The sequence below is a fragment of the Sphingobacterium sp. UBA7631 genome (genome assembly GCF_002483935.1).
In the GTDB taxonomy this organism is placed as follows: Bacteria; Bacteroidota; Bacteroidia; order Sphingobacteriales; family Sphingobacteriaceae; genus Sphingobacterium; species Sphingobacterium multivorum.
Genome location: NZ_DLIX01000007.1, coordinates 215,439 through 234,231, shown reverse-complemented (window position 1 = coordinate 234,231; position 18,793 = coordinate 215,439). Strand labels below are relative to the sequence as shown.

Sequence of the window (18,793 nt, the reverse complement as noted above, 5' to 3'; positions counted from 1 at the left end):
GATTGTTGATTTTAGATAAGCCAAAAGCCGCCAATGGCGTAGGCAACTTTTGACTTTCTCCCATTATATATCCAAATACTAAAATCTCAAAATTAAGCTGAACAAGAAACACATTCGTCGATGGTCGATTTTCTTGTCCGTGTATAATAAAGGGATTTCAATCCCAATTTATGTGCATAGATATAATATCTTGACAAATCTCGTGTCGAATCCTTTGAGTTTGTATGCAAAATAGTAGATACCCCCTGATCAATATGGCGTTGGATGACCGAAATCAATTTCAAGACTTTGAATTGATCCATATCATAAGCCGATTTGAAGTAGAAATAATTATCGTTTGTCAAATATGGCATTGGATAGTAAGTTGTACTATCTCCATATTCACGCACTTCAATGATATCAACGATTGGCATAACTGATGCAGTTGCATTCATGATATACGAAGTCGATTGATTTGGAGCAATGGCCAAACGGTAAGCATGGTAAATACCATGTTCTTTGATTTTTGCTTTTAATTCCAACCAATCTTCTACCGTTGGGATATGTATCCCTTCAAATAACTCCGCTACCTTAGCAGTTTTAGGCATATAATCGCGGTTTACGTAATTGTTGAAATACGTACCATCGGCATAGGCTGATTTTTCAAATCCAACAAATGTTTTACCACGTTCTTTGGCAATTTCCATCGATGCTTCCAATGAATAATAGTTCATCATCATAAAGAAGGTATTGGCAAAATCGAGCGCTTCGTTAGATTCATACATAATGAAGCTTTTTGCAAGGTAACCATGGAGGTTCATTGCACCTAGCCCTACAGAATGTAACTCACGGTTTGCTTTTGCAATAGATGGAACCATATCGATATTGGTCACGTCTGTAACGACAGTCAAAGCACGCATCGCCGTTTTTACGGTCTCTTTGATACGTTTGTTGTCCATTACAGTTGCAATATTTAAAGAGCCTAAGTTACAGGAAATACCATAACGGATCGTGTCCTGTTTGCCATAGATCTCAATATCGGATACTTGAGATACTTGCATGATTTCAGTACACAAGTTCGAGAATTTCACTTGACCGATTTCATTCAATGCATGGACACGGTTGGTGTTCTCTTTGAAGAAAATATAAGGATATCCTGATTCTTTTTGTGTCTGTGCAATTTTAACTAAGAGGTGACGGGCATTGATTTTTTTCTTTTTCACGTTTGGATTCGTGATCAATTCGTCGTACATCTTGTCCATATCCATTTCATCCAAGAATTGTCCATACTCTTGCATTACCGTATGTGGGTAGATCAAATAGCATGGTTCATCTTTTTCTGCCAATTCCATGAATTTATCCGGAACGATGATACCGATCGACAATGATTTGATACGTACTTTCTCGTCAACGTTGATTTTTTTACAATCCAAAAATTCTTCGATGTCAGAGTGGAAAATATTGAGGTATACTGCCCCAGCACCCGGACGTTGTCCCAACTGGTTCGCATATGAAAATGTATCTTCCATAATCTTCATGATTGGAAGCACACCGCCAGCACGGCCTTCAACACCTTTAATCGCTTCTCCGCGAGCACGGATTTTGGAGATATTGAACGATACACCACCACCGATAGAAGACAGCTTCATGGCGGAATCAACAGCATAACCGATACCATTTAAGTTGTCGCCGATTTCATCCAAGAAACAAGATACCAATTCACCCGAGCGTTTCTTTCCTGCATTCAAGAATGTAGGTGTCGCTGGCTGGTATTCTTGATTGATCATGATTTCAGCATATTCGATCGCTTTTTGAACACCCTCTTCTCTTGCCAAGAACAAGGAAACAGCAACTACACGGTCTTCATAACGCTCTAAAAACTTCTCGCCAGAATCGTCACGTAAAGCGTAGCTCTGGAAGAATTTGAATGCCGCCATAAAAGATTCGAAACGGAATTTCTTCGCATACACATAGTTGAAGACCGTTTCCATTTCTTCAAATGTAAACCATTGGTAAAAGTCAATGTAATAGTTGTTTTCTACCAAATAGTCTATTTTTTCTTTTAATGTATAAAAGAACACTGTGTTCTTATTTACATATTCCAAGAAATATGCACGAACCGCTTCCTTATCTTTATGTAAGCTGAATTCGTCATCATGCTTAATCATGATTTCATTATTAAGCAATATCCAGTTTTTTGCTACTTCGTTTGCTACCATCGCAAAAGTTCTTTAAGATGTCAATAAATTGATTAATATCTTCCATTGTTCCGGACAGTTCAAATTTGAACGCCAGTGGAATGTCGAAATCCTGTGAAATGCGATCAGCTGCTAGACCAAAATTCGGCCCCCAGTTGCGGTTGCCACTGGAAGTAACAGAATAAATATTTTTAGCTTCGCGTTTCATGAATTCTTTTGTGTTTTCGGGCACCTGACCAAAATTTGTGGTGAAAGTGACCAAATGACCGGGATCTTTTACCGTTAAATCGGCGGTGATTTTATGGATTTGCCAACCCGTTATCTGAGCTACTTTATCCATAAAACGTTGTACGTTCCCCGTTCTGGAATCATAATAAATGTGTATCATGTCACTGTTTAATTTTAATGATACGCTGAATTTATTAAAGTGCAATGGCAGCCAATTCCTCTGGTTTAAAGCCAATGATACGGTGTTGAATCTCTTCATTTTCCAACACAATTACCGTAGGAACAGTGCGGATTTTGAATCTTGCGGCCAAGTCTGGTTCATCAAAAGGATTAACCGTTTCATATTGGATACCTTTTTGATCCAAATAAGCCGATACTTGCGCACAAGGAGCACAATCGTTTTTCTCAAATTTGATAATTCTTGCCATGTTTACTTGTTTATTTTTTTACTCCAATCTTTATAGAAAAACCCGGTACGAAGTTAATGGTATCAATTTTAATCGGGGAGACTAGATTGAAGGTTAATCTAGCCATTTAAAATAGACAATTCGTCAAAAAGAAAAGTCTGTATTTCGATACTTAAAAACTTCGTTGAGTTGCCAATTCTTTCATTAGCTTAACAAATATCTTATATTTTCTTTCGATGCGGTAGTTTGACTTTTCCACATTTTGGGCAAAAGTTTGTCAGAGAATGCGTTTGCTGAAGATTCGTGTTTGTAAATTGCTGGTTTTCTGTATTTTGTAAATGTGGATAACTTTAAATTAGTAATTTTTACCGCTATTTTACAAATGATTTAAGTTTAATTTTAGTGTCATAAAAAAGCTACAAAGCTTGCTTTTTTATGAAATTTTTAATACCTTATTTTGCCCTAATTTGAAAAATAAATTTATGAAGAAACTATTCTATGGTCTCTTGCTTCTAGCATCGCTACAGACGCAAGCGCAGGAAAACATTACCTTTCAAAAACCCTCTACTGAAATTTTGGCCTTAGCCGATTATGTGCGCCCACCTCAAATAAAGATTTCAAGCGATAAAAATTGGATGTTATTTACGTTTCGACCTACGTATAAAAGCCTGACCGACTTAGGCCAAGAAGAAATGAAACTGGCTGGATTGCGGATTAATCCGAAGACGAACATGGAAAGTTCAACAATCTTTTTCGATAAGATTGCCTTGAAAAAAATAGGGCAAAATGTGGAATTTTCCGACTTCACGGGGATACCCGAAAAAGCGGCGATGGCCAATTTTGTATTCTCTCCAGACAATAAGCTTTTGGCATTTAGCAATACAAATGAAAGCGGAACGGCCTTATTTGTCATTGATCTTGCAACGCGAAATGTCAAACAGTTGACTGCCTACAATCTGAATGGAACATTAACAGCGCCATTTCAGTGGCTGAGAAATTCTTCCGGTTTACTGATTACAAGCCTGCCAAAGGATAGGGCTGCACTGTTGGATCCTTCAAAAGATTTGCCGACAGGACCTATTGTCTCAACGAGTGATGGGAAGGTGTCCCAATTGAGAACGTACCAAGATCTGCTTAAAAATCCGCAGGACGAAGCGAATTTCGAAACATTGGTGCAATCCAATCTTGAACTTGTGGACCTTGACGGTAAGATTTCTTCCTTTAAAGATAAAGCCATTTATACGGGAATCAGCTTCTCTCCGGATGGCGAGTACGTGATGATCACGACCATCACAAAACCTTATTCCTATGTAGTTCCCGTCTCGTCTTTTCCACAGCAGATTCGTATTTATGATCGATCGGGCAAGGAAATAGCGCTTGTGAATGAGACCCCCTTGACAGAGGTAATGCCAAAGGGTTTTTCGTCGACACGATCGGGAAAACGGGCCTGGCATTGGCGGAGTGATCAGCCAGCTACGTTGGCCTATGTAGAAGCTTTGGATGGTGGGGACGCGAATAAACCTGCTGAGTTTCGTGATGCCTTATATACTTTATCTTACCCTTACAACGGTGCGGGGAAACTTATTTTTAAAACCAAAGACCGTTATGCTGGTGTAACATGGGGAAATGATAAATATGCATTGATCAATTCGCAATGGTACGATACGAGAAATGCAAAAACTTTTGTGGTGAATCCTTCTACTGGAGAATCCAAACTGTTGCAAGAGCGGAACAGTCAGGATGTGTATAATGATCCAGGAGATGTGTACATGGAAAAAAATAGTTTAGGCACTTATTCGATGTATATAGATAAGGATAAGGTGTTGTTTGTAGGTAAGGGTTTTACTAAAAATGGTGAGTTTCCTTTTGTGGATGAGCTTGATCTGCATTCATTGAAGAAAAAACGCATCTACACTGCTCCAGCATCTGAAATGCAAGAACGTATCGCCCAACTAGTGAACCCTAAAACTGGTGATCTGTTGATTTCGCTTCAGTCAGCATCGATTTATCCGAATTATTTCATGAAAAATATGAAATCGGGGAAACAGGTGACGCTCACCACGTTGGAAAACCCGTTTAAATCGTTGGAAAAAGTCCATAAAGAGATTTTAAAATACAAGCGCAAGGATGGAGTCGAACTTTCCGGAACGTTATATTTACCTGCCGGTTATGATTTTACGAAGAAAGAGAAGTTGCCTCTGCTAATGTGGGCTTATCCACGGGAATATAAGGACAAGAATACAGCCGGACAAAGCACGGCCAATCCGAAGGAGTTTACCTTCCCAAGTTATGGCTCTTTTATCTACTGGGTATCGAAAGGCTATGCTGTATTGGATAATGCGGCCTTCCCTATTGTTGGAGAGGGAACTAAAGAACCGAATGATAACTTTATTGAACAACTTGTGTCCAATGCCGAAGCCGCAATTGATGCAGTAGATCATTTGGGTTATATCGATCGAAAAAAAGTTGCTGTGGGTGGACATTCCTATGGTGCGTTTATGACAGCACATCTGTTGTCCAATTCAAAATTGTTTGCCGCAGGAATAGCGCGTTCTGGAGCATACAATCGGACCTTAACACCATTTGGTTTTCAGAGTGAGCAACGTAATTTCTGGGATGATCCTGCCTTGTATATGACCATGTCTCCATTTGTGAGTGCTGATCGGATGAAAACCCCACTTTTGTTGGTTCATGGCGGAGCCGATAATAATCCCGGAACATTCACCCTGCAGACAGAACGCTATTTCCAGGCCCTGAAAAACTTGGGAGCTCCTGTGCGTATGGTCATTTTACCACGTGAAGCGCATGGATATGTCGCCAAAGAAAATATCTTCCACTTACTTTGGGAACAGGATCAATTTTTGGAGAAATACCTCAAAAATTAAGGTGAACATCGAAAAAAATAACAAAAGGTTGCAAAAATGAATTGCAGCCAAAAAGTTGGACAAAGTTAGAAATTAATTGTTCAGATGATGAGCTCGATATTTTATCGGGCTCATTCGTTTTTGATGGGCAACAGCCCCCATTGGATTTGCATTAACTTGATGCGGGAACCATGAAGTAAGGGGTCACCTCTGGAAAGCTTCTGCTTGACCGCGCGCAAATGTGCTGAAGCACCAATGGATTATACAGATTATTTTTTAAGTTTGGGTAATTTACTGGAAGGAAAAATCCAATTATGAGACCTGATATATTTAGAGAGAAATCGCCATTATCTTCCGATGACTGCTTTGTGGTCTTCGATCGGAGAAAGTCTTCCTTTACGTTTCCTGTACATATTCACCCTGAATATGAGCTCAATTATGTTGAGGGGGCAGTGGGGGCACAACGTATCATTGGCAATTCGATGGAGTCTATTGGAGAGCGGGATCTGGTACTCATTGCAAGCCCCGAGCTTGAACACGCCTGGAAAGATGGCGATTGCCAATCGAATGATATCCATGAGATCACCATTCAATTTCATCCTTCCTTGATTGAACAATATCTGGATAAAAAGCAGTTTGCAAGTATACAGCAATTATTATCCAAAGCTTCACGTGGTGTAGTTTTTGGGAAAGACACAGTAGATCGGGTATTACCGCTATTACGCATACTGACTTTGGAAAGGGATGGATTCTATTCGGTTATGAAACTTTTGGTGTTGCTGTATGAATTGTCCAAGGGTGAAGATATCCGTGTCTTATCTACTGCGACCAATACGGTGCTGAGCAATAGCGAATTGATGATGGGACGATTGCAGGAATATATCGTTGCCCATGTAAACCGGGAACTGAGTCTTCCAATGGTTGCCGCGGTGATGAACATGAGCAAATCAACATTTTCCCGTTTTCTGAAATCGACTACAGGGATGAATTTTACCGATTATCTGCTCGACTTTAGGATCAATATGGCGGTGCGATTACTGAAAGAAGAAACACTGATTGCCGATATCGTCGAACAATGTGGCTTTAACAGCGTTTCGTATTTCTACCGTGTATTTAAAAAGAAAAAAGACCTCACTCCAGTCGAGTATAGGAATAGCTTACGTAAACAGCAAATGATTATCTAGTTTTTTCCTTTTTCATTTCCCATTTCGCTTTTCCAGCAAGCGGGAAGATCTCCTATGTCTATTTTTTCTGAAAGTGTTTGTTTCAATTGGCCAGAAAGAACGTTCAGTTTGCTTTCATTGCTGTTGGTGTCTGCGAAGTCATGAAGGTTTTTTCAGGATACGAAGATATTCGATAAAATCCTGTCTATCCGCTATATGATAATTCAATACAAGTGAGTCCAAAGTTCAATAAAATAACTTAATATATTATTTAATTAGCTGTTTTACAGTTGTTTATTGTTTCGGTTTAATGCAATGCTATTTTTTCTATTTTGTAGTCATTTCTAGTTTACGCAATCGTTTGTGCTAGCTTTTTTCTGATTTTTCCGACAGAAATATGAATGAAAAGTACAATACAAATGAGTTGATTTTGCTATTTACGGCTTCTCCTTTTCTCTAATTTCGTCAGACAAACCAATATTAGAATACCAATTAAGTATAGACATATTATACAAATCATCTATTTATTGTAAACCTTAAATACACAAAATATGAGAAAAACAGCTTTACTACTCTTACTTTCCACTTGTGGGAGCTTAGCCTTTGCACAGCAATCCCAAAAGGTGAGAGGCAAAGTCCTCGACGCGGATAATAAGCCAGTGGCAGGAGCTACGGTCAATATCAAGGGCAGCGCCAACGGAACTAAAACCGATGCCGATGGTTCTTTTATACTTGATGTTGCGAAAGGCAAAACCTTAAAAATTACCTATGTAGGAATGAAAGAGCAAGAGGTTGTTGTGAATGATGCTTCAACCTATAGTATTGTACTTCAATCGGGCAATGAGTTGGATGAAGTCGTGGTGATTGGTTATGGTACGGTGAAAAAAAGTGATTTGACTGGTGCGGTTGCATCTGTAACTGGAAAAGATCTACAATCCAATTTAGCAAAAAGTGCTGCGGGTGCCTTGCAGGGGCGTGTTGCCGGGGTTAGTGTTTCAAATGCCGGCGGGTCGCCAGGTGCAGGGATGAACATCAATATACGGGGTATAGGCTCGATGGGCAGCACGAATCCTTTATATGTAATTGATGGTGTATTTGGCGATATCAATACAGTAGACCCAAACGATATCGCTTCATTGGAAGTGTTAAAAGATGCATCAGCAGCAGCTATTTATGGTTCTCGTGCTGCTAATGGGGTGGTGATTATTACAACGAAAGGTGGTAAAAGGGCAAGCCCAGCCACTTTGAGTTTAAATGCCTATACTGGAGTGCAAAGTCTTCCAAAAAAAATGGGTTTGATGGATGGACCGCAATGGAAAGAATTTATGCGGAATCAGAAAGAGCTACCACCTCAAGCGGAGAGTTTTAATGCAAATACCAACTGGCAAGACGAGGTGTTTGAAACAGCTCCAGTCAATAAGATCAATTTGGACATCGCTGGCGGTGGAGAAAAATCTACTTATAGCGTGTCGGCTGGTTATCTGAATCAGAAAGGTATCTTGAAAACAACGGGGTATGAATCGTTCAATGTACGCAGCAAAAATACGTTTAATTTTTTCAACGACCATGTTCGCGTCGGGAATACCTTCTTAATTAAATCAGGTGACCGAAAATACGCTAATTTGGTCATTACGGATATCCTACGTCAAAATCCACTGTTACCGATCTATGACGAAAATGTTGTGGGAGGGTACTCTACTTGGGCCCCTTGGATGAAAAATTTGGATAACCCTGTAGGTAATTTGAACTTGAATAATAACCATGTCTACCAAACAGACATTATGCTGAATGGATATGCGGAAGCAGATTTATTTATTAAAGGGTTGAAATATCGATTAAATGTTGGTATTAACCGAACAACAGGAAGAAATTATAATAAAGCTGACCGACGCCCCGACGGTACTGCAGTATTGAAATCTTCGCTCAATGAAAGTGCTTTCTTCAATAATCAATGGTTGATCGAGAATACCTTGCATTATGACAATACTTTCGATAAGCATACTATTTCCTTATTAGCGGGCTACTCTTCGCAAGAAAATTCCAATAGAGGTTTTGGAGCCAAAAGACTTGATATTCCACCAGGAACGGATGCTATTGATGCAGCTTCACCAGCGGAACAATCGACTTCAGGTAGCCTGCAGGAAGCAGCCATGATATCACAATTCGGCCGCGCAATGTATAGCTATGATAATCGATATTTGTTTACTGCAACGGTACGTCGAGATGGATCTTCAAAGTTTGGAAATGGACATCGTTACGGGGTATTTCCTTCAATCGCATTAGGCTGGAATGTAATGAATGAAGGATTTTTTGAAAAGGCAAAAAATACAGTCAATGAACTGAAGATACGTGCGTCATACGGTCGTTTGGGTAATCAAGAAATTGCCAATTATACGACCCAAAACGTTACTCAATACGGAATTAATTATATCCAAGGCGGAGCATGGTGGCAAGGGGCAATTCCTGGAACGAGTTGGGTTTCACCATCTAATTTAACCTGGGAAGAGACAGAGACGAGCAATATTGGTGTAGACCTTGCCTTCTTGGAAAGTAAGCTGCGTATTAGTGCAGATTATTACGTACGAAATACGAAAGATATTTTGTTATCGATCAACCAACCTCCTTCTGCAGGGAAATCGGGTTCACCTGTAATGAATGCAGGTACCATTCAAAATAAAGGCTTTGAGTTTTTAGCGAGCTATCGTGATGCCATTGGCGAAGTAAATTATAATATTGGGGTGAATGCCTCTGCCGTTAAGAATAAAATGAATGCGATTACGGTGGGAAATACGCAAGAGTTTGGTGGTTATAATCCGCAAGGTGAAGGTGTGATCAGCTGGGCTAAAGTTGGTTATCCGATAGGCGGTTTTTGGCTGATCCAAACGGACGGGTTGTTCCAGTCAGATGCCGAAGTACAGGCCTATAAATCGGCAAAAGGTACCGTAATCCAACCGACAGCGAAAGCAGGGGATATCAAATTTATAGATTACAATGGGGATGGGCAGATTGATAATAACGATCGTCAATATATGGGGAGTCCTTTTCCTTCGCTAGCTTACGGTATTCGTGGTGGATTGGATTACAAAGGCGTCGATTTTGCCTTCTTCTTTGATGGTATGTATGGTAATAAAATTTATAATTATACCCGTGCTCGGATGGAGACTACCGGTGATATAAATAATTATTCTATTGATCTTTTAAATTCTTGGACACCAACAAATAACAATACCGAGATCCCACGTTATACTCGAACAGATCCAAATAGTAACGGACGTCGGGTAAGTGATCGCTGGTTGGAAAGCGGTGCGTTCTTCCGTTTAAAAACAATAGAATTGGGTTATACGCTACCCAATACTTGGTTGAACAAGGTGACTTTGAAAAACGCACGGATCTATTTGGCCGCTGACAACCTGTTTACTGTAACGAAATACAAAGGTTATAGTCCTGATTTAGGCCCTAGCAATAACGATAATGGAGTCGGTCAAACGGGTGTAATGACAGCAGGTACAGATCATGGACGATATCCGCTGGCCCGCACGATTATGTTTGGTTTGCAGGCAAATTTCTAATGGGTTGCAGGGGTTTTACAATTAAAATTTAAAATGACAAAAATGAAGATTTCAATTAAAAAATATACAGCGGCCGCAGCAGTTCTTTTGTTAATGGGAAGCTGTAGCAAGGATTTTCTCGACCGCATCAATCCCAATAAGCCGGTGTCGGAGATTTTTTGGTCAAATGAAGGCGAAGTACAGGCTGCAATGGCTACAGTCTATTCACCCATTCGCGGACAAATGTATGGTTATTATGGTGCTTACACAGGTTATCAGACGATGAACCGTGCAGATGATGTTTGGTTTCTGGTTGGTGAAGAAAGACATACATGGGAATATGTTACCTTTCTCAATACACCTGGAACAGCTGAAAGTGATTTTGGAAGTTTATATAGTGGAATCAATCGGGCTAATGTGCTTCTTTACAATATCGGAAAAGTTCCGATGGATGAAAATAAAAAGAAGGAACTGATTTCTGAGGCAAGTTTTTTACGGGGAGTATATTACTTCTTACTTGCTTCCAATTATGGCGACGTCCCGCTGTTGTTGATTCCTGCAGATGTTGATCCAGAAAACAAGCCATCAACACCAGAAGCAGATATCTGGAAACAGGTGATCGCAGATTTCAAGGCTGCAAAAGAGAATTTACCTGTTACTCGGCCGGCAGCAGAGGCAGGACGCGTTACTAAAGGGGCTGCAATAGCTTTTTTGGGAAAATCCTTGGTATATACCAAACAATATGGAGAAGCTGAAACTGAGTTAAAGGCACTCTTAACCGCACCCTATAATTATGATTTGGTCGAAAATTTTGAAGATAATTTCAAGGACAATACGAAATTAAACAAGGAGTCTGTGTGGGAATTAGTATACGATGGTAAATATGGTTCGGACGGTATCTGGGGATCAGAGAGTCCTAATAGTCGCCAAGGATTTATTATCCCCAATTTTGCAGGTCCTGCTGGAACGGGTGCTTGGTTTAAATTAGTACCAGGTATTTCTGTAGTTCGTGACTTTATTTCGGAAGAGCGTCCAACAGGATCAGATACCCGTTTTGATAAACGTATGTATACGAGTTTTTACTGGAAATATTCAGACTATGAAACTGGTTTGACCGATGGTGCTTGGTATGGTAATCTTTCTTTCGATAAGTTGTGGACAGAATCCTTAGCTAAAATTTCCGTAAACCCTGGACTTGTCTATCCAACTATTAATGGTAAAGAAGGCCGTTTTTTGATTAAGAAATACACTAACTTCTTTAGAAATGTAAGCGGTGCAAACAGTATGTATGATGCTGCAAATACTAATAATAACTTCCGTTTGTTGCGCTTTGCCGAAGTATTGCTACTGCATGCCGAGGCATGTGCTAAGAATGGTAACACTGCTGGGGCAGCTTCTAGTTTAAAACGCGTTCGTGATCGTGCAGGATTAGCCAATAAAACTTGGACTAATGCGGATGATTTGATGAAAGAGATTATTCACCAGAACGAACTTGAGTTTTTCTTTGAAGGTCATCGTTTCTTTGATTTAAAACGCTGGTATCAGTATGCTGACATGAAAAAAATCTTTGTGGACAATAAAAAACAAGGTGCTGAAAATTTTCAAGCTAAGCATTATTACCTCCCATTGCCTGAAAGTGAAATCAATACCAATACAAAGATTCAGCAAAATCCGTTGTGGAGGTAGGGTAATATGGAGGGCGCGTTCCCATTAAATTGTATAGAATTATGAAGAATTATTTAACATTATGTTTGTTGTGCTGTATGGCCTTTGTTGCCAGTAGCTATTCTGTTTCTAAACCAACTGAAACTAAAATAAATCCAAATAGTAAGGGTTATGAAAAAGCGAAGAAAGTCGTGTTTGCTAATACCGTTTCTATAAATCTCAATAATTCAACAGGTGGGGCATTACCTAGTTCTGGCGTTTATCTTAAACAAAACGGAAGTATTATAATGACTCTATATTATCCTACTTTACCAGGAGTAAATTTTTATACGAATATTCCTGCGGGGACTTATGAAGTTGAAGGTTTCTTTTCAGGCTCGAATTCTGGTAATTATATTTATGGATTGCCTATGAAGGGATCTAAATGCGGGGGGCCAGAATCAAATTTTGGAACTTATAAACTGAACGATTATGATCAATTTTCTATAATATGTGCGCTGGCCAGTGAAGGTTTTTTCTTCTGTACAAATCATTAATATCTTGATACACAGATAAAAATTTATTCTCGATTCCACAGTTGAGTGTTAGTTTTTTCCGGTAGGGGAGTAGATGCCTCTGCCGGAATACTTTTTAAAAATTCTTTTAAACAATAGTAAGTATGATTGCAGTACAACGAATGTGCAGATTTTTCACCACTTCCATTTTACCGGGGGTATGCCTGGTGTTGTTGTTATTTTCCTGTAAGAAAGATCGGGAAACTGCGAATCAATTGCCCTCCAAACTGGCGTTAACATCGAAGATCGATGCCGGAGAATTGTTGCTTGACGTCAAGCAGAATTCACAGGATTATGTCTTCAACTTTGAGAAAGGAACCGTAAATATTCCTGTTCCGGATATTGTAAAGGTAACGCCCAACTTGGATCGGTGGGTCACTAATCTGATATTCAGTGATGGTTCGGAGTTGATCGTGCCCACAAAAGGAACTTCACTCGATTTCATGGTCGAAGGAATAAAGCTTGATCCTTCAGGTTACAATCCATTGGCAGCATTGGTGAATGTTGTGCTACCCACTTATGGACGTGTTCGTGTAACTGTGCGTGGCAAGCATGGCCAATTTGGTACGATCACGCATCTATGCAGTGATGAGACACCACGTCAAAGTGTGCCCATATTAGGCTTGTATGCTGATTATGATAATGTAGTCGATCTCGCTTTTACTGATCTTGAAGGCAAAGAACGCGGAAGTACAACTATTCATATCCGTACGCAGGCAGTGACTGTGCAAGACTTTCCCAAATGGAAGATCGTCAAAGGACAAACCGACAAAATGGAATCTGGAGTTAATTTGGTGAGTTATCCCGGTCAGAGTGAGATAGATACTTCTCTACCTTATATGATTGATAACGAGGGTGAATTGCGTTGGTTGTTGCTATTGAAGAAATCACCTGATTTACAGAAGTTTTCAGGATCGATAGGTCTTAAACGAACAAAAAAAGGAACTTTTATTTCTGGTGATCAATCGCAGCAACGTGTAGTTGAAATGGACATGTTTGGTAATTTGATTAATCAATGGGATCTGGCCAAACTGGGGTACGGATTTCATCATGAAATTACCGAGGCTGCCAATGGTAATTTCTTGATCAATGTAACCAAAGCTGCGGCCCGTTTAAACAATGGCCAACCGCGTATTAACGACTTTATCATCGAATTGAATCCGCAGACGGGCGTTTTGGCTAATGAGTGGGATCTTGCCAAGCAACTCGATACAACGCGTTATATCAAGCCTGATGGCGTAACACCGCCCGCCTTTTCGCAAAGCCCAAATAACTGGGCTCACAACAATTCCATTACAGTAATTGGCGAAGATTTATTGGCTACAGCACGTTATCAGGGGATTTTTAGCTTCAACCATTCGGGAATAACACAATGGATTATATCGCCCCATAAAAATTGGGGAGCCAAATATCAGCCCTTGTTGTTAAAGCCAATTGCCGAAGATGGTACAGCAATTACGGACCCAGCAGTGATCAATGGAGATGCTGCGCTGGCAGGCTTTGATTGGCCCTGGGGTCCACATACACCTGTCGCCTTGAGCAAGGATCGGATTTTGGTTTTTGACAATGGGTATAATCGGCAATGGAAATCAAATTTTGCTCCCGGGGTGAACAGCTATAGCAGGGTAGTGGAATATAAAATTGACATGGCCAATAGAACGGTGCAGCAAGTTTGGTCTTATGGAAAAGATCGCGGAACGCAAGGCTTTTCACAAGCCATATCGGGCGTGCAATACTTGGGGCAAACGGGACATGTCTTATTTTGTCCAGGGATGGGTGTAGCAACCTCTATTGGTTCGGGCGGACGTGTTGTGGAGATTGATCCCAAAACAAAGGAAGTGATATTCGACCTTGAGGTCGCTACGGGTAGCGGCACTGCATTCCATCGTGTGACGCGTATGCCGCTTTATCCGGAAAACTTGTAAAGTAACTATTTTTTTGAACTGAACTAAATTTATGGCCGAATCATTTGAATGTCAGCAAGCTTATATTATCGAATCACAACGCTTATTATTGGAAAGAGCCAATGTTGAACTGTCTAATCCAGGAAAAATTGTTAAGCGTTATTTATATCCTGTTGTTACCAAAGAGCATATCCCCTTGACCTGGCGTTATGATTTTAATCCATTAACAAACCCTCTTTTTCTAGAGCGAATCACCTTCAATTCAACAATGAATGCAGGGGCACTCTACTGGCAAGGAAAGTATCTGTTGTTCGTTCGTGTTGAAGGGGCTGACCGGAAATCTTTTTTTGCGATAGCGGAAAGTGAAAATGGGGTGGATAATTTCCGCTTTTGGGATCAGCCATTGGCTCTCCCGGAATTAGATGAGGAGGAAACAAATGTATATGATATCCGTCTAACTGCGCATGAAGACGGTTGGGTATATGGTATTTTTTGCAGTGAAAAACGCGATGCAGCTGCTGCTCCTGGAGATCTCTCCAGTGCCGTTGCCGCAGCAGGCATCATTCGATCAAAAGATTTGAAGCACTGGGAGCGATTACCCAATTTGAAAGCGAGTAGTCAACAGCGGAATGTCGTATTGCACCCCGAATTCGTTCAGGGGAAATATGCTTTGTATACACGGCCACAGGATGATTTTATCCTGGCAAAACGTGGTGGCGGAATTGGATGGTCATTGATTGATGATATTAAAAATGCTGTTGTTGTTGAAGAACAAATTATCAACAAACGTTTTTATCATACCATTAAAGAACTGAAAAATGGTGAGGGACCTGCGCCCTTAAAAACAGCGAAAGGTTGGCTACACCTCGCCCATGGCGTGCGTGGCACTGCTGCTGGCTTACGTTATGTGCTCTATATTTATCTGACCAGTCTGGATGATCCAAGTCAATTGATCGCCGAGCCGGCAGGTTATCTGATGGCGCCAGAGGGAGAAGAACGGATCGGTGATGTTTCCAATGTGTTGTTTTCCAACGGTTGGATCATGAATGCCAACGGTATGGTTTATATCTATTACGCATCGAGTGACACACGAATGCATGTTGCTGTATCTCCAGTCGACCGACTTTTGGATTACTGTCTAAATACAGCACCCGACGGCCTTCTCTCGTCAACCTCGGTAGACAATATCCTCCAGCTTATTAGCCGCAATGCGCTATATGCCACGGAATCTGGAATTTGTTTACCTAATGATGTGAAAAGAGCCTGACAGTAGGAGGTGAAAATTGAAAGCCGGTCTCCTATTTTAAATCGCATAGCCCGGCTTGTTGTTCGTTATATAAGGCTTACTGTTCGTTTTAAAATCGATATTTAGGAGTATACAAATGAAAAATCTGATCAAGTTTTATGGGGTGATCGCTTTACTTTCTCTGTGTTTGACAGTGAAATCTCAGGCCGATCAACCGCTAAAGATAATATCTTATAATATCTGGAATGGGTTTGAGCGTACGAAAGCAAGATCGGATAAATTTGTCCATTGGATGGAACGACAACAACCGGATATTGTTGCTTTAGAAGAACTGGTCGATTTTAAACAGGCCGATCTTCAACAGCTTGCCAAATCCTATGGACATCATTATAGCATTTTACTCAAAGAGAAGGGCTATCCGGTAGGAATCACGTCTCGCTATCCGATTACGCTAATCAAAGCCCAGGTGGATGAGTTCTGGCATGGCATGCTGCATGTTAAAATTAAAGATATTGATATTATAGTCACACATCTCAGCCCTTTTTCCTGGAAGTATCGATTAAAAGAAGCGCAACAGATTGTGGATTATATCAAAAGTAATTCCTTGAATAACTGTATGATCATGGGAGATCTCAATGCGTATTCTCCATTGGATGCAATTTGGCTGGAACACAAAGCACCATTGAGAAAGAATTTATCGAATTGGGATCAAGCGCATCCCGAGTATGGCAATATGCGTGGCCAGCATTTTGACTATAGTGTGCTGTCGACTTTTATTGCTGCAGGTTTTGATGATTGTATCGGACGTACCGTATTTCCGGAAAATAAGCGAGTCAGTTTTCCAACAGCCACGCTTTATGGCTGGAATTGGGGCGACAGCCGATTAGCTGAAGTGTCGGAGAGACTTGATTATATCTTATTGTCGGAGCGATTGTCGCCTTTGGTTCAGCAGGTCGAAGTGCACAATGGTCCTGATCTCGAAGGAATATCAGATCATTATCCAGTTTCGGTCGTGATTGGCCAATTGGAGAAGTAGAAATATAATTGTAGATTGCGGTTGACCACGAGAAGAATATTCATGGAACTTTCCGTAATAGATATAGTTATCATTGTCTGTTATTTGCTGACGATGATTGTCATTGGCCTGATTCTTAAAAAGCGAGCTTCTAAGGATCTCGACTCTTATTTCTTGGGAGGGAAGTCACTTCCTTACTATATGCTTGGTATTTCTGATGCTTCGGGGATGTTCGATATTTCGGGCACGATGTGGATGGTTTATCTTGCCTTTGTTTATGGCCTCAAGAGCATGTGGATTCCTTGGTTATGGCCTGTCTTCAATCAGATTTTTTTGATGGTTTACCTTTCGGTATGGCTGCGGCGTTCAAATGTCTTGACGGGAGCTGAATGGATCCGAACCCGTTTTGGACATGGTAAGGGTGCAGATGGAGCTTACACCATCGTCATTTTATACGCCATTGTAGCGGTATTGGGTTTTCTATGTTATGGATTTATCGGAATCGGTAAATTTATGGAGGTATTCTTCCCCTGGGAACAGCTGTCGCGCTTTATTCCATTGACCATTGACCCGATGCATGTTCCCCAGCTCTATGGCATATTTTTCACGGCAATCACGACTTTTTATGTGATGCTTGGCGGCATGCATAGTATTGTGTGGGCCGATATGGTGAAGTTCGGAATCATGATTGTATCTGGTATTGCAATTGCCGTGATTGCCATGCAGCAGGTAAGTCCCGAATTGTTGGCCGCCAATACACCTGAGGGTTGGGACTCTCCCTTCTTTGGCTGGCACCTGGATATGGATTGGAGCAATTTACTCCCTTCTATTATGGACCGAATAGCCGATGATCAATACAACCTGTTTACCGTATTTGTGATGATGATGCTTTTCAAAGGTATTTTTATGAGCATGGCTGGGCCCGCGGCCAACTATGACATGCAAAAGATTCTGGCTTGTAGATCTCCAAAAGAGGCCGCATTAATGAGCGGATCGGTATCTGTTATCTTGCTTATCCCACGTTATCTGATGATCATGGGCTTTACGGTATTGGCTCTTGTATTCTTTCGGGACGAGTTTACAGCAATGGGAAGCCATATGGATTTTGAGATCATCTTGCCCAAGGCAATTAGTCGGTTTGGGAAGGTTGGATTGACAGGTTTATTGTTGGCGGGACTTCTGGCTGCTTTTATGTCTTCTTTTGCTTCAACGATAAATGCGGCGCAAGCATACTTGGTCAATGATGTCTTGCTGAAATATTTTTATCGTTCGGCTTCGCCAAAAAAACAGATTCGGTTGAGCTATATTGTTTCTGTTTCTGTGGTTGTCTGCAGCACGATCATCGGATTGTATGTTCAAAACATCAATTCGGTGCTGCAGTGGATCGTTTCAGCACTCTATGGCGGGTATATTGCCGCGAATGTGCTCAAATGGCATTGGTGGCGATTTAACGGGGCTGGATTTTTCTGGGGGATGTTGACCGGTATATTCGGGGCGATTATTCTGCCCCAGTTTTTCCCGCATACTTTGCCGCTATATTATTTCCCATTTTTGTTTGTCCTATCGCTGCTAGGCTGTCTGATGGGGACCTGGCTGTCCAAACCTACTGAAGAGGATGTGCTTGTCGATTTTTATGTCCGTGTTCGTCCATGGGGCTTTTGGGGACCAATTCACCAGAAAGCGTTGCAGAAATACCCTGATCTTAAAAGAAACAATCACTTTAAGCGCGATTTATTTAATGTTGGCGTGGGAATTATATGGCAATGTTGTTTGACATTGATCCCGATGTATATTGTTATTCAACAGGGACAGGGCTTACTGACTAGTATATTGATCTTAGGGATTACAACACTGATTCTTAAAAAGAACTGGTACGACAAGATGTGTCGCGATGAGGCTGAATACGACGCTTTTATGACAAAATATAGAATGAATAAAGCGGATCGATAAACAAATAAGTTTTTAAAATGGGGCTGAGAGAAGAGAAGAATCAGGTAATCGAACGGCCTGTTGTTTGATTAA

General features: G+C 40.8%; 12 protein-coding genes. 9 read left to right on the top strand and 3 right to left on the bottom strand.

The window, feature by feature from the left end:
- Positions 1-92: 92 nt before the first annotated feature.
- The 3 genes from nrdE to B3P16_RS12970 are packed head-to-tail and all read right to left on the bottom strand — an operon-like array spanning position 93 to position 2,833.
- Positions 93-2,147 carry a class 1b ribonucleoside-diphosphate reductase subunit alpha gene (gene nrdE, locus B3P16_RS12980; RefSeq protein ID WP_286752682.1) on the bottom strand — a complete coding sequence of 685 codons (2,055 nt, stop codon included), beginning with the start codon at positions 2,145-2,147 and terminating at the stop codon, positions 93-95.
- Positions 2,148-2,157: 10 nt separating this feature from the next.
- The gene (gene nrdI / locus B3P16_RS12975) at positions 2,158-2,565 is read right to left on the bottom strand and encodes a class Ib ribonucleoside-diphosphate reductase assembly flavoprotein NrdI (protein ID WP_053003630.1); all 408 of its coding nucleotides are present in this window, start codon (positions 2,563-2,565) and stop codon (positions 2,158-2,160) included.
- A 34-nt stretch (positions 2,566-2,599) separates the two neighbouring features.
- Positions 2,600-2,833, bottom strand: coding sequence for a thioredoxin family protein (locus B3P16_RS12970; RefSeq protein WP_046673718.1), 234 nt, complete (start codon positions 2,831-2,833; stop codon positions 2,600-2,602).
- Positions 2,834-3,294: 461 nt separating this feature from the next.
- Between B3P16_RS12970 and B3P16_RS12965 the strand changes: the two genes are divergently transcribed.
- The 9 genes from B3P16_RS12965 (at position 3,295) to B3P16_RS12925 (ending at position 18,721) form a co-directional block, all read left to right on the top strand.
- Complete coding sequence (locus B3P16_RS12965) at positions 3,295-5,697, top strand: S9 family peptidase (protein WP_286752681.1); 2,403 nt, start codon at positions 3,295-3,297, stop codon at positions 5,695-5,697.
- Positions 5,698-5,990: 293 nt separating this feature from the next.
- Positions 5,991-6,860 (top strand): AraC family transcriptional regulator, encoded by an 870-nt coding sequence (locus tag B3P16_RS12960; RefSeq protein ID WP_286843204.1) that lies wholly within the window; start codon positions 5,991-5,993, stop codon positions 6,858-6,860.
- A 530-nt stretch (positions 6,861-7,390) separates the two neighbouring features.
- Positions 7,391-10,408: a SusC/RagA family TonB-linked outer membrane protein gene (locus B3P16_RS12955; RefSeq protein WP_286843202.1), complete on the top strand. Its 3,018-nt coding sequence runs from the start codon at positions 7,391-7,393 to the stop codon at positions 10,406-10,408.
- A 42-nt stretch (positions 10,409-10,450) separates the two neighbouring features.
- Positions 10,451-12,073, top strand: coding sequence for a RagB/SusD family nutrient uptake outer membrane protein (locus tag B3P16_RS12950; RefSeq protein WP_286752678.1), 1,623 nt, complete (start codon positions 10,451-10,453; stop codon positions 12,071-12,073).
- Between the two features lie 41 nt (positions 12,074-12,114).
- Entirely contained in the window at positions 12,115-12,588 is a 474-nt protein-coding gene (locus B3P16_RS12945; protein WP_286843201.1) for a hypothetical protein, read from the top strand.
- A gap of 122 nt (positions 12,589-12,710) precedes the next feature.
- A complete protein-coding gene (locus tag B3P16_RS12940) occupies positions 12,711-14,531 on the top strand; it encodes an aryl-sulfate sulfotransferase (protein WP_286843200.1) in 1,821 nt (606 codons plus the stop codon).
- 31 nt (positions 14,532-14,562) lie between these two features.
- A complete protein-coding gene (locus tag B3P16_RS12935; RefSeq protein WP_286752675.1) occupies positions 14,563-15,777 on the top strand; it encodes a glycosidase in 1,215 nt (404 codons plus the stop codon).
- Positions 15,778-15,892: 115 nt separating this feature from the next.
- Complete coding sequence (locus tag B3P16_RS12930; protein ID WP_286752674.1) at positions 15,893-16,792, top strand: endonuclease/exonuclease/phosphatase family protein; 900 nt, start codon at positions 15,893-15,895, stop codon at positions 16,790-16,792.
- Positions 16,793-16,834: 42 nt separating this feature from the next.
- On the top strand, positions 16,835-18,721 hold the full coding sequence (locus B3P16_RS12925) for a sodium:solute symporter family protein (RefSeq protein ID WP_286843198.1): 1,887 nt from the start codon (positions 16,835-16,837) through the stop codon (positions 18,719-18,721).
- The last annotated feature ends 72 nt before the right edge of the window (positions 18,722-18,793 follow it).